The sequence below is a fragment of the Pseudohaliea sp. genome, from assembly GCF_054552115.1.
Genome location: NZ_JBTOLW010000003.1, coordinates 106,263 through 119,669, shown reverse-complemented (window position 1 = coordinate 119,669; position 13,407 = coordinate 106,263). Strand labels below are relative to the sequence as shown.

At 70.5% G+C, this 13,407-nt stretch carries 9 protein-coding genes; 6 read left to right on the top strand and 3 right to left on the bottom strand.

Annotated features, from left to right (window positions below; translation table 11 throughout):
* Window positions 1-2,970 carry a ligand-binding sensor domain-containing diguanylate cyclase gene (locus ACX93N_RS02900; RefSeq protein WP_459426886.1) on the bottom strand — a complete coding sequence of 990 codons (2,970 nt, stop codon included), beginning with the start codon at window positions 2,968-2,970 and terminating at the stop codon, window positions 1-3.
* Window positions 2,971-3,110: 140 nt separating this feature from the next.
* Between ACX93N_RS02900 and ACX93N_RS02895 the strand changes: the two genes are divergently transcribed.
* The gene (locus ACX93N_RS02895; RefSeq protein ID WP_459426885.1) at window positions 3,111-3,791 is read left to right on the top strand and encodes a carbonic anhydrase; all 681 of its coding nucleotides are present in this window, start codon (window positions 3,111-3,113) and stop codon (window positions 3,789-3,791) included.
* An 84-nt stretch (window positions 3,792-3,875) separates the two neighbouring features.
* Here the strand turns inward: ACX93N_RS02895 and ACX93N_RS02890 are convergent, their stop codons facing one another.
* Both ACX93N_RS02890 and ACX93N_RS02885 read right to left on the bottom strand, forming a co-directional pair.
* Complete coding sequence (locus ACX93N_RS02890; protein WP_459426884.1) at window positions 3,876-6,035, bottom strand: FAD-dependent oxidoreductase; 2,160 nt, start codon at window positions 6,033-6,035, stop codon at window positions 3,876-3,878.
* A gap of 153 nt (window positions 6,036-6,188) precedes the next feature.
* Entirely contained in the window at window positions 6,189-6,656 is a 468-nt protein-coding gene (locus ACX93N_RS02885; protein ID WP_459426883.1) for a Dps family protein, read from the bottom strand.
* 187 nt (window positions 6,657-6,843) lie between these two features.
* Between ACX93N_RS02885 and ACX93N_RS02880 the strand changes: the two genes are divergently transcribed.
* The 5 genes from ACX93N_RS02880 (at window position 6,844) to ACX93N_RS02860 (ending at window position 13,404) form a co-directional block, all read left to right on the top strand.
* Complete coding sequence (locus ACX93N_RS02880) at window positions 6,844-8,094, top strand: aminotransferase class V-fold PLP-dependent enzyme (protein WP_459426882.1); 1,251 nt, start codon at window positions 6,844-6,846, stop codon at window positions 8,092-8,094.
* A gap of 149 nt (window positions 8,095-8,243) precedes the next feature.
* Entirely contained in the window at window positions 8,244-8,951 is a 708-nt protein-coding gene (locus ACX93N_RS02875) for an OmpA family protein (protein WP_459426881.1), read from the top strand.
* Between the two features lie 127 nt (window positions 8,952-9,078).
* The gene (locus tag ACX93N_RS02870; RefSeq protein WP_459426880.1) at window positions 9,079-10,935 is read left to right on the top strand and encodes an AMP-binding protein; all 1,857 of its coding nucleotides are present in this window, start codon (window positions 9,079-9,081) and stop codon (window positions 10,933-10,935) included.
* A gap of 57 nt (window positions 10,936-10,992) precedes the next feature.
* Entirely contained in the window at window positions 10,993-12,516 is a 1,524-nt protein-coding gene (locus tag ACX93N_RS02865) for a thymidine phosphorylase family protein (RefSeq protein ID WP_459426879.1), read from the top strand.
* Window positions 12,517-13,404 carry a ribose-phosphate diphosphokinase gene (locus tag ACX93N_RS02860; RefSeq protein ID WP_459426878.1) on the top strand — a complete coding sequence of 296 codons (888 nt, stop codon included), beginning with the start codon at window positions 12,517-12,519 and terminating at the stop codon, window positions 13,402-13,404.
* Window positions 13,405-13,407 lie beyond the last annotated feature (3 nt).

The following is a 13,407-nucleotide window of genomic DNA, read 5'->3' as shown; positions in this document are numbered from 1 at the left end:
TCAGCGGGGCATTGCGAACACCCGCAGCTGGTTGCGGCCCGCGCGCTTGGCGTCGTAGAGCGCCCGGTCCGCCCGGTTCACCAGGTCGTAGGGATCGTCGAGCTCGGCGGTGTAGGCGGTGGCACAGCCCAGGCTCACGGTCACATAGGGGGCAATGTCGCTCTCCGGGTGGCGCAGCTTCAGGGCATCCACCTGCTCCATGAGCCGCCGGGCCACGCGTGTCGCACCGTCGCCGTCGGCGTCGTAGAGCAGAATCACGAACTCCTCGCCGCCGTAGCGCGCCACCAGGTCATTGTCGCGCAGCAGGTCCCCGCGGAGGGCATCGGCGATCTGACGCAGGCAGTCGTCGCCGGCCTGGTGACCGAGACTGTCGTTGTACTGCTTGAAGCGGTCGATATCGAGCATGATCACGCTTACCGGCCGCTGCGCCCGCGCGGCCATCTTCCAGGCCGCCGCCAGCCGCTCTTCGAAGTAGCGCCGGTTGGCAACACCGGTGAGGCTGTCGATGCGCGAGATCTCCTCCACCTTGGCGAGCGCCGCCCGCAGTTCCTCCGTGCGCCGGTTCACGAGCTGCTCGAGGTGCAGTTCCCGCGCCCGGGCCCGGCTTCCGAGCAGTCGATAGGCGAGGACGAGGACCGCGGCGAGGAGCAATGCGCCGCCGAGCGGGGCGAGGGCGGTTTCGTACCAGTGCGGTGCCCGCACCAGGCGCAGGCTGGCGCTGTCGCCGTTCGGTGCCGGGAACGGACCGGGGCCGAGCATGGCCTGTACCCTGAACAGCTGTTCACCGGCCGGGAGGGCACTGAAATAGGCGGTGCGGCGGCTGCCGGCAGCCTGCCAGGGCCCGTCGTCGCCCACCCGGTAGCGGAAGCGGACGCCCTCGGCGTTGCTGAGTTGCGGCGCCGTGTAGTCGATTTCCAGGCTGCCCAGCTCCGCCGGCAGCGCCAGGAGGCGTTCCAGGGGCACGCTCTCGCCATTGACGCGCACCGCCTCGATGTAGGTGTGCAGCGGCGGTTCGGCGGCCGTCGCCACGGTGGGGTCGAAGGCCACCACGCCGCGGTTGGTGGGGAACCAGAGCCGCCCGTCCGGCCCGGCCGCTGCGGCGGGCTGGTACCCGCCCTGGAACTGGGCGGAGCGCAGACCGTCGCGCTCGCTGAGCAGGCGCGCCACTATTTTCTTCCGCTCTCCGCGGGCAACGGCGTCCAGGCTGTCGCGATCCGCCCAGACGAGCCCGCTGATGCCCGACAGCCACAGCCTGCCGTGCCCGTCGTCGAGGATGGCCATCACCGAGGATTGCGGCAGGCCCTGGTCGCGGCCGAAGGTGAACAACCGGTCGCCCTCCAGCCGGGCGAGGCCGCCGTCCCGGCTGCCGATCCACAGCACGCCGCGCTCGTCCTCGTAGCTGTCCGTGATCACGTTGCTGGCGAGACCGTCAGCCCGGGTATAGAGGCGTGCCGCCTCCCCGCTCCAGGCGAACAGGCCGTCGTTCGTACCCAGCCAGAGCGTTCCGTCTGCGCCCTCGCCGAGGTGCCGTACGAGCGTATCCGCCACGGCCTGCTGCACCGGCGCCGGCGCCGCCTTGCCCGCGACCCAGCGGTCGACCCCGCCATCGCTGGCGATCCAGATACTGCCGTCGCGGGCTTCAAGCATGGCCAGGATGTGTGCTCCCGCCAGCTTCTCGACCGTGCCGATGAGCGGGCCACCGCGGCTGTCGGCGAAGCGCAGCAGGCCGCTGCCGAAGGTGCCGACCCAGAGCTCGCCGTTTTTTCGCACCATCAGCGAGGAGACGCTGCTGCCGGCCAGCTCCGGGTAGGGTCGACTGGTCGCACCATCGGTGTCGACACGGTAGAGACCGCCGTTTTCCGAACCGACCCAGGCAATACCGCTGTCGTCGACGGTGACCACGAAGGTACTGTCCGACACGCCCTCGGCGTCGCCGAAGGGCAGGAAAGCGCTGCCCCGGATGCGAAACAGGCCCTGCATGGTGGCGACCCAGACGTTGCCGTCCCCGTCTTCCGTGAGATCGAAGACGTGGCCGGCCTTGTCCAGGGGGAAGCGCTCGCGGCTGCCGTCAGCGTGCTGGCGCCAGAGGCCGCGGCCGTAGGTGCCCAGCCAGAGGCCTCCGTGCCGGTCCCGCAGCAGTGCCTGCACGGGAAGGGGATCACCGAGGGCGAAAGCAGCCAGGGTGCTGCCCGGACCCAGCCGGTACAGGCCGCCGCTGGCGGTCCCGGCGACCAGGCCCAGCCGTCGATCGCGGGTCAGCAGGTGGACCTGCGTGGAGTCGAGGCCGTCCGCCATACCCAGGGCCCTGAACCGGTCGCCATCGAAAAAGCTCAGGCCGTCCGTGAGGCTGCCGACCCATACTGTCCCCTGCCCGCCCTCGGTGATACGGAAGGTCCGGTTGCCGGCCAGTCCGTCGCTCTCGGTCCAGCTGCGGAATTCGCCGTCCCGGTAGCGGCTGACGCCCCCGCCGGTGGCAAACCAGGCGTCGCCCTCAGTGCTGACGTGGATGTCGTAGACGGTGTTGTTGGCCAGGCCCTCCGCCGCGGTGAGCGCGGTGAAACGGCCGCCGGTCATGCGCAGGACGCCGCCGCCGTAGGTGCCGATCCAGAGCTGCCCGTCCTCTGTCCACTCGATGACGCGCACGTCACTGCTCTGGAAAGCCGGGTCGGTCTCCGCATTGAAGACGGTGAAATTGAGGCCGTCGAAGCGCACGAGGCCGCCGCGGGTGGCGAGCCAGAGATACCCCGCCGGCCCCTGGCGAGCCATCCAGACGGTTTCCGACGGCAAGCCCTCGTCCCGGCCGAAGTGATCCAGCAGGTACTGGCTCGGGCGGCGGTTATCATTGACGGCGCCGGCCAGCGCGGCGGCTAGCGCGAGCCAGCAGCAGAGAACGGCGCGCGCCCCCTCCCGCAGGCGCGCGCCGGAAGCGGCGCCGATGCCGCGACGGGCGGATCCTGGACTAGGTCGCATGTAAGATCTGAAGGCTCGCCTGCTCGCGTTGCTCATCCTGAGCATACTCCCCGCGCTGCCGCCGGCACAGCACAGCTGCTGCCGCTGGTATACTTTTCGTGGATCAACTCACATTATCGCCAAATAGTTCCGGGGGCAGTATGCGCAAACTGCTGGCAGGGGTATACAAGTTCAAGACAGAGATCTTCCCCGAGCGGCAGGAGCTGTTCACGGAGCTCTCGCTCGCGCAGAATCCCCGGATACTCTTCATCACCTGCTCCGATTCGCGCATCGACCCCAACCTCGTGACCCAGGCGGCGCCGGGTGACCTGTTCATCATCCGCAATGCGGGCAACATCGTGCCGCCTCATGAGCGCCACGCCGGCGGCACGACCGCCGCCATCGAGTACGCCGTCGCCGCGCTGGGGGTGAAACACGTGGTGGTCTGCGGCCACACGGACTGCGGGGCCATCAAGGGCGCCATGGCGCCGGAGGAGCTCGGTGAGCTTCCGCACACGAGCGACTGGCTCGGCCATACGCTGGCGGCGGTGGCCACGGTGCGCGCGCGGCACGGGCAGATCCGCGGCGAGCACCTGTCGGAGTTGACGGAAGAGAACGTGGTGCTGCAGCTGCGCCATCTCATGACCCATCCCGCGGTAGCGGCGGCCATCGCCAGCGGCGCGCTGGAGCTCCACGGCTGGATTTACGACATCGGCCAGGGAGACATCCGTTGCTACGACGAGCGGGAACGGTTGTGGCGCAGCGTCGAGGACGTCTACCGCGAGCAGCCGGGGCTGGCGGAGGAAATCGCTGGCAACCTGCCGGGGCACGACAGCCACTGATGCCGAACTGCTTCGCCACCTGCCGGTAGCTCCTGCGATGGCGCCTCAGCTCGATCAGCTTCCGGGTCCGCCCCCGGGCCGGTGCTAGCCCCGCCGCCAGCGATGGTAGCGTTCCAGCAGCGCGAGCACCCGCTCCGGCGCGTGGGCCTTTTTCCAGGCGCCGGCAGCGAACTTGTTCGCTTCCGCCCAGGTCGGGTACGCGTGGATGGTGCCGAGGAGCCTGTTCAGCCCCAGCTTGTGCTTCATGGCCAGGACTACCTCTGCCAGCAACTCGCCCGCGTGGTCGCCCACGAGCGTGGCGCCCAGGATCCGGTCCTTCCCGGGGGCCGTGAGGATCTTCACGAAACCCCGCGGCTGGCCGTCGGCGATGGCGCGGTCCAGGTCCTCCAGGTCGTAGCGGGTCACGGTGACTGCGATGCCGCGCTCGGCGGCTTCGGCCTCCGTGAGCCCGACGCTCGCCACCTCCGGGTCCGTGTAGGTGACCCGGGGGATAACCCGGTAGTCGACGGTAAAGCGCTTGAACTGGCCGAAGAGCGCGTTCACGGCGGCATACCAGGCCTGGTGTGATGCGACATGGGTGAACTGGTAGGGTCCCGCCACGTCGCCGGCGGCGAAAATGTTCGGGTAGAGGGTCTCCAGGTAGTCATTCGCGACCAGCGGTGCGGCGGTGTCGATGCCCAGTTCCTCGAGGCCGTAACCGGCCAGCCGCGGCCGCCGGCCGATGGCGCAGAGCAGCGTGTCGAAGGTGTGGCGGTGCTCGACACCCTCGCACTCCGTGACCAGCACATCCGCCGCGCCGTCCTCGCCCGGCTCACAGCGCACGGCGCGGTGGCCGGTGTGCACGCTGACGCCGTCGGCAGCGAGGGTCGTGGCGATGATACCCGCCGCCTCGCTGTCCTCCCGGCCGAGCAGCCGCGGCAGCATCTCGACCACCGTGACCCGGCTGCCCAGCCGGGCAAAGGCCTGGGCGAGTTCGCAGCCGATAGGCCCGCCACCGAGCACGACCAGCCGCGCGGGGGGCTCTCGGCGGGACGCCATGGCATCCCAGAGCGTCTCGCTGGTCAGGCACTCCACCGCATCGAGGCCGGGCAGGGGCGGTACCACCGGGGCGGCACCGGTGGCAATGACGATGGCGCGGCTCGTCAGCCGCTGCTCGTTTCCGTCCCCGTCGCGGATGCTGACGGTCCAGGGGTCCACGATCCGCGCGTAGCCGCGCGCGACGTCGACGCCCAGGCCCTCGTAGCGCTCCACGCTGTCGTGGGGCTCGATGGCCCGGATCACCGCCTGCACGCGCCGCACCACCGTGGGGAAGTCCACCGTCGGTTCGCCCCCCGGCCGGATGCCGTAGCGCTCCGCATCGCGCAGGCGCGCCGCGAGGCGGGCACTGGCGAGCAGGGCCTTGCTCGGTACGCAGCCGGTGTTCAGGCAGTCCCCCCCCATGGCCCCCGCTTCGACCAGGGTCACCCGCGAGCGCACGGTGGCGGCGATGTAGGCAGAGACGAGGCCGGCCGCACCGGCGCCGATGACCAGCAGGTTGCGGTCGAAGCGTTTCGGCTTCTGCCAGCGCCGGTAGACCCGGCGGCGCTTCAGCGCTTCCGTGAGCTTGCGGGCGAGCAGCGGGAACAGGCCGAGGAGAACGAAGGAACCGATGAGCTCCGGCGAGAGAATCCCGCTCGCGCTCTCCAGCTGCCCGAGCCGGGTGCCGGCGTTCACGTAGACGATCGTGGCCGGCAACATGCCGACCTGGCTCACGAGGTAGTAGGTGCCGGCGCGGATCGGCGTGAGCGCCATCAGCAGGTTGATGATGAAAAAGGGAAACACCGGCACCAGCCGCAGCGTGAAGAGGTAGAACGCGCCGTCGCGGCGCATGCCGTCGTTGATGGCCCGGAGCCGGTCACCGAAGCGGTCCTGCACCGTTGCGCGCAGCAGGTAGCGCGCGACGAGGAAGGCGAGCAGGGCGCCGATGCTCGAGGCGAAGGAGACGATCAGCGTGCCCTGGGCGAGGCCGAAGAGCGCGCCGCCGGCGAGGGTCATGATCGCGGCGCCCGGCAGTGACAGGGCGGTCACCGCCACGTAGACGGCGAAGTAGCCGACGATCAGGGCCAGCGGCTCGCTCTCGCGCAGGGCCTGGAACTGCGCCACGCTCTCGCGGGCGTAGGCGAGGGTCAGGTAGCGGTCGAGGCCGAGACCGAAGAACAGGCCGATGGCGACGGCAATGGCGAGGAACAGGGCGAGGCGGCGCATGGCGGGATCCTTGCTGGGGGCAGGGTCGAGCTTCCGGTAGCAGGAGCACGCCACAACGCCGCGCGCCCCTGCGCCGGGGACCCTAGCACGGCGCCGGGGCGCCCGCGAGCGATGCGGGACGCGGGCGCACCGGCGTGATCGTAGCGGGTGCCGCTACTGCATGGAACGCAGCATCCAGGCGGTTTTCTCGTGCACGCGCATGCGATCCGAGATCAGCGCGGCCGAGGACTCGTCATCCGCGGCCTGCGCCGCGGCGAGGGCTTCGCGGCACGTGTTTACCACCTGCTCGTGGCCGTGGGTCAGGATGCGGACCATCTCCGCTGCTGGCGGGATTTCGTCGATTTCCTCGATGGCCGACAGCGCCGCGAACTGCCGGTACGTGCCCGGTGCGATGACCCCGAGCGTGCGGATACGCTCGGCGATTTCATCGACAGCCGTGGCCAGTTCCGTGTAGTGCTCCTCGAACATGAGGTGGAGCTCCCGGAACTGCGGCCCGGTAACATTCCAGTGGAAGTTGTGCGTCTGCAGGTACAGCGTATAGGAATCCGCGAGAAGCCGCTTCAGGCCCTCCGCGATGGTTTTCCGGTCCTGGGCTGCAATGCCGATAGCAACGTGTTCCATGTGTCCTCCCGTAAAGGATTTGTGGATGCCGGCGCCGGGTTCAGCGCCTTTTGTGATGTCAGCGTAGCGGCCGGCGTCAGATCGGTGAAGCGGTTAATTCTGATCATTGATATCGGCGTGGCGGATAAGGGGCCCGCGTCGGATCCTGTGCTATCTTGGCCGCCCAGCACCTGCCGGAGACTTCCCGATGCGCGATGCCGATGCCCCCGCCCTGGATCTTGCCTGGGTCCGCAGCCGGTTCCCCGCCCTGGCCGCGCTCGGTGAGCAGGTGTTCTGCGCCAATGCCGGCGGCACCTTCGTCGCCGAGCCGGTACTGGCGATCCTCGACGACTACCAGCGGCGCCTGCGGGTGCAGCCCTACAGCCCCTTCGAACCGTCCCGGGAGGCGGGCGCGGCGATGGACCGGGCGCGCGAGGGCTGGGCGGACGCGCTGGGGGTGCCGCTGTCGCAGCTGACCTTCGGGCCTTCCACCTCCGCCAACAGCTACGTCATGGCCCAGGCTCTCGCGCCGGGCTGGGAGCCGGGTGACGAGATCGTGGTCGCGGTGCAGGACCACGAGGCCAACCAGGGCGCCTGGCGGCGGGCCGCGGCGGCGCGCGGTGTCACCGTGCGCGAATGGCCCGTGGACCCGGTGAGTGGGGAACTCGATCCCGGGGACCTCTACCCCCTGCTCGGGCCGCGCACGCGCTGGGTGTTCTTTACCCAGAGCTCGAACATCCTCGGCAGTACCAACCCGGTGAAGACCATCGCCGCCGCCGTGCGCGAGCGCTCAGATGCCCTGGTCGCGGTCGATGCGGTCGCCCACGCCCCGCACGAGCTGTGCAGCCCGGCCGAACTGGACGTCGACCTGTACCTGTTCAGTGTCTACAAGGTTTATGGCCCGCACCAGGGCCTCATGGTGCTGTCGGAGGCTGCCGAGGCGGTCGCGACACCGCAGTGCCACTACTTCCTCGAGGGCGACAGCCACAAGCGCTTCAACCCCACGGGGCCGCAGCACGCAGCGGTAGCAGGCTGTGCCGGGGTCCTGGACTATTTCGATGCGCTGGCCGTCCGGCTTGGCGTGCCGGAAGCCGCCCCGCGCCGCGAGCGGCTGGCGAGCGTGGGGGCCGCCATGGCCGCGCACGAGGCCGGCCTCGCCGCGCCGCTGCTGGCACTGCTGGCCGACCGCGATGACGTGCGCCTGCTGGGCCGGCGGGACACTGCGAAGCGCTCGGCCACCGTATCCTTCGTCCCGGCGCGGCAGGCTCCGTCGGCAGTGGCCGCCGGCCTGCAGCGCGCCGGCATCGGCGCGGAGAGCGGGCACTTCTATGCCCACCGCCTGCTCGAGGCCATGGGCATCGACCCGGCGAGCGGCGTGGTCCGCCTGTCGCTGGTCCACTACAACAGCCCCGAAGAGGTCGAGCGGATCTGCGAGGCGCTGGGAGACGCGCTCGGCTGACCCGCTTCCGTTCGCGGCCCGCCGCTGCCACCATTCGCCACAATCCATCGCCAGACCGCCACGGGCCTGCCTCCGTGCTGCCCGCCGCGCGCGCTGTAATGCCCCTTGCCCGCCGGCACAGCCGGCATTCCCGGAGCAAGGAGACAGCCATGAACAAGCCCCTCACTACCGCAGCCAGCATCCTCGTCCTCGGCGGTGTACTCGCGGCACCGGCCGGCGCGGCCGTAGCCACGGACGTCAAGCGCGACGCGACGACCCTTACCGCCATTGCCGCCGGCGCGGCTGCCGGCGGTCCCCTCGGTGCGCTTGTCGGCGCCCTCGGTGGCGCCTGGCTCGGCGAGCAGGTCGAGCGCGCGGACCGCTTGCCTGCGGTCAGCGCCGAGCTCGCCGAGCGGGAGCGCGACGTTGCCGGTCTCGAGCAGGACCTGGCCGCGCTGGGCGAGGCCCTGCGTGCCGAGCGGCGGGAGACCGCCCGCTACGCGCGCATGGCGCTGGAGCAGCTCGAACTGGAACTGCTGTTCCGCACCGGCGAGAGCCGGCTGACGGACGCCGGCCGGGCGCGGCTCGGCCTGCTCGCGCAGTTCCTGGCCGCAAACCCGGATATCGAGGTGCGCGTGGATGGCTACGCGGACCCGCGTGGGCCCGCCGCCGACAACGCCGTCCTCGCCCGGGACCGCGCGCAGGCGGTTGCCAGTGCGCTGGTGGATGCGGCTGTCCCGGCAGAGCGCGTCTCGGTCCACGGCCATGGCGAGGACCACTCCCGGGCTGCTGAGGGCGATCTCGACGGTTATGCGCTGGAGCGTCGCGTGCGCATCGAGCTGCGTCGCCGCGGCGCGGCCATCGCCAGCAGCGATTGAGGGACCGTCATCCCGGCGCCCGGCAGTTTCGACCTTGGTGGAAGGGTGTGCGAGGTGCCTCTTGTCTATACTGCGCCGGGATAGCGGGCGGACCGCCGCCCGCCGCTACGGCCAGCAGGGGGACACCATGGACAGGGATCAGGCCATCGCACACTGGCGGGCGGCCGCGGAAGCCATCGACTGGGTCCGCGCCCCGGAGACCATCCTCGACGACAGCGCCGCGCCGCTCTACCGCTGGTACAGCGACGGCGAGTGCAACACCTGCCACAACGCCATCGACCGGCACGTGGAGGCGGGGCGCGGCGACGAACTGGCCCTGATCTACGACAGCCCGGTGACGGATGCCGTCGCCTATGTCACTTACCGCGAGCTTCGCGACCAGGTCGCCGCCTTCGCCGGCGGACTCCGGGAACTCGGCGTCGGCCGCGGCGACCGGGTGGTGATCTACATGCCCATGGTGCCGGAGGCGGTGATCGGCATGCTCGCCTGCGCCCGCCTGGGCGCCGTGCACTCCGTGGTCTTCGGCGGTTTTGCCGCCAGTGAGCTCGCCTTCCGCATCGACGATTGCCAGGCGAAGGTGGTGCTCTCCGCCTCCTGCGGCATCGAGCACGCGCGGATCATTCCCTACAAGCCGCTCCTCGACGCCGCGGTCGAGGCCTGTGAGCACAAGCCGGCGCACTGCGTCATCCTGCAGCGCGAGGCCGAGGCGGCCGAGCTGGTGCCGGGGCGGGACCTGGACTGGGAAACGGTGGCCAGCAGCGAACCCGCGCCCTGTGCGACGGTCGCTGCCACGGACCCGCTCTACCTCCTCTACACCTCCGGCACCACGGGCAGCCCCAAGGGCGTCGTGCGCGACAACGGCGGACACATGGCGGCCCTCTACTGGAGCATGGCCAACATCTACGGCATCGATCCGGGGGACGTGTTCTGGGCGGCGTCGGATATCGGCTGGGTCGTGGGCCACTCCTACATCGTCTACGGTCCGCTGCTGCGCGGCGCGACCACGGTGCTCTTCGAGGGCAAGCCCGTGGGCACGCCGGACGCTTCGACCTACTGGCGCCTCATCGAGCGGCACCGGGTAAAAGTGCTGTTCACGGCGCCGACGGCGATCCGTGCGATCAAGCAGCAGGACCCCAACGGGGAGGGCGCAGAGGCCTTCGATCTCTCCAGCCTCGAGTACCTGTTCCTTGCCGGTGAACGGGCGGATCCGAACACGATCATCTGGGCGGAGGAGCTGCTGGATGTCCCGGTGATCGATCACTGGTGGCAGACGGAGCTGGGCTGGCCGGCGATCGCCGACTTTGCCGGCGAGGATTTCTTTCCCGTGCGTCACGGCTCCTCGGGCAAGGCGGTGCCGGGGTTCGACATCGCCGTCCTCGACGAGGCCGGCAAGCCGGTACCCCGCGGCGAGATGGGCGCCCTGGCGATCCGGCTGCCCCTGCCGCCCGGCGCGCTGCCGACGCTCTGGAACAACGATGAGGGTTTCCGCGCCAAGTACCTCGAGCGCTTTCCCGGCTACTACGATGCCGGCGACGCGGGCTACATCGACCAGGATGGCTACATCCACATCATGGCGCGCACCGATGATGTCATCAATGTGGCCGGCCACCGCCTGTCCACGGGGCGCCTGGAGGAGGTGATCGCCTCCCACCCGGACGTGGCCGAATGCGCGGTGTTCGGGGTGCGCGACAACTTGAAGGGGCAGGTGCCGCTGGGGCTTATGATACTCAATGCCGGGGTGGCGCGGCCGGAGGCGGAGATTGCCGCGGAGGTTGTCGCCCTGGTGCGGAGCGAAGTGGGCCCGGTGGCCGCCTTCCGCCATGCGCGGGTGGTGCCCCGCCTGCCCAAGACCCGCTCCGGCAAGATCCTGCGGGCCACGTTGCAGAAGATCGCCAACGGCGAGGACTACCGCGTGCCCGGCACCATCGACGACCCGGCCACCCTCGACGAGCTTGCGCCGCTGCTGCGGGGCGCCGGGGCCTAGACGCGGGGCTGCCGGCGGGGCAAGCTGGCAGGTCCGTAACAGTGAAAGGATCCCGCCATGCCCGGTGACGGACGCCACACGCTGACCGTGCGGCGCGTCGGTATCGACACCTACCGGGAGAACGTCGCCTTTCTGCACCGGGATTGTCACGTCTACCGCAGCGCGGGCTTCCAGGCCCTGAACAAGGTCGAGATCACCCCCGCCGACGGGGGGGAGCCCGTGCTCGCGGTGCTCAACGTCGTCGATGATGACGCCATCACCCGCCCGGACGAGCTCGGCCTCAGCCTGCAGGCCTTCCAGCAGCTGGGTTTCGCGGAGGGGGAGGCGGCCCGGATTGCGCACGCGCGGCCGCCGCGCTCCATCGGCGCGGTGCACCGCAAGATCGCCGGCGAGACCCTCGGCTACCCCGCTTACCGGGATATCGTCCGCGAGATCGGCGAGCACCGCTATGCCAAGATCGAGATGGCGGCATTCCTGGTGGCCTGTACCCAGGGCGGCATGGAGCGCGACGAGGTGCTGCACCTCACCCGCGCCATGGCCGAGAGCGGCGACCGGATAGACTGGAAGGAACCGCTGGTCGCGGACAAGCACTGCATCGGCGGCATTCCCGGCAACCGCACCAGCATGCTCGTGGTGCCCATCGTCGCCGCCCACGGCATGTTCATTCCCAAGACCTCCAGCCGGGCGATCACCTCGCCCGCCGGCACCGCCGATACCATGGAGGTGCTGGCCAACGTCGAGCTCAGCGCCCGCCGCTTCAACGAGGTGGTGCGCGCGCAGCGCGGCTGCCTGGCCTGGGGCGGCACCTCGCGGCTCGCGCCGGTGGACGACATTCTCATCGCCGTGGAGCGCCCCCTGTCCCTCGACTCCCCGGGGCAGCTCGTGGCCTCGATCCTCGCCAAGAAGATCGCGGCCGGTGCGACACACCTGCTCGTCGATATTCCCATGGGGCCGACCGCCAAGGTCAGTACCCAGGGCGAGGCGCTCCGGCTGCGCAAGCTGTTCGAGTTCGTTGGCGATCGGACCGGCCTGCACGTGGAGGTGATCATCACGGACGGGCTTCAGCCCATCGGCCGCGGCATCGGGCCCGTGCTCGAAGCCCGGGATGTCATGCAGGTGCTGGAGAACGACCCGGACCAGCCCCGGGACCTGCGCGAGAAGGCACTCCAGCTGGCCAGCCGCATCCTCGAATTCGACCCGGACGTGCGCGGTGGCCAGGGCTATGTGCTCGCGCGGGACATCCTCGATTCCGGCCGGGCCCTCGAGCGCATGCGCGCGATCATGGAGATGCAGGGCGTCAACCCGTCGCCGCCGGAGCCCGGGCGCCTGCGCCGGGAGCTTGCCGCGCCCCGGGACGGCAAGGTGGCGTCGATCGACAACCTGCAGCTGGCGCGTATCGCGCGGCTGGCCGGCGCACCGCTGGACCAGGGTGCCGGTGTCGACCTGCTGCGCAAGGTGGGCGAGCCGGTGCGCGAGGGTGAGCCCCTCTACGCGATCCACGCGGCCTTCGAGGCGGATTTCGCCTTCGCCTGCGAGGCCGCCGAGGCCGACAGCGGCTTCGTGGTGGCGGTGGACGGCTGAATGGGCGCGGCCGTCGACGTTGTCCTCGGCTTCGCCGACTACCGGGCACCGGCAGAACGCCTGGCGGCCGCGCTCGGTGTCGCCTATGCCGAGGTCGAGGTGCACCGCTTCCCGGACGGGGAGAGCCGGGTGCGCCTGCCGACGCCGGTGCCGCCACGAGTGCTCTTCTGCCGCAGCCTCGACCGGCCCAACGACAAGCTGGTCGAGCTCCTCCTCGCGGCGGCGACGGCCCGGGAACTCGGTGCCGAAGCGCTGGCGCTGGCGGCGCCCTACCTCTGCTATATGCGCCAGGACAAGGCTTTCCACCCCGGCGAGGCGGTCAGCCAGCGCATCATTGGCCGGGAGCTGGCGCGCTGCTTCGGCACCGTCGTCACCGTCGACCCGCACTTGCACCGCACGCCGGTGCTGGCGGACGCGGTGCCGGTACCGCGGGCCCTCGCCCTGAGCGCCGCGGAACCGCTCGCGGCGCGCCTGGCCGCGCGCGAGGATGCGCCGCTGTTGCTCGGCCCTGATGAAGAGTCCCTGCAGTGGGTCGAGGCGATCGCCGACCGCGCCGGCCTCGAGCACGCCGTCGCGGCGAAAACCCGCAGCGGCGACCGCGCCGTGGCCATCGAGCTGCCGCCCGTCACCGTGGCCGGGCGCGCGGTGGTTCTCGTCGACGACGTGGCGAGTACCGGGCGCACCCTCGCGGAAACCTGCCGGGCGCTGCGCGCGGCGGGTGCGTCCCGCGTGGATGTCGCGGTGACCCACGCCCTGTTCGCGGATGACGCCCTGGCGGTGCTCGCCGGGGCCGGTGTGGGCGAGGTGCTGAGTACCGACTCGATCGTGCACGAGAGCAACGCCGTGGCGCTTGCGCCGCTGCTTGCGTCCGCACTCCGCGAGACCTGAAGC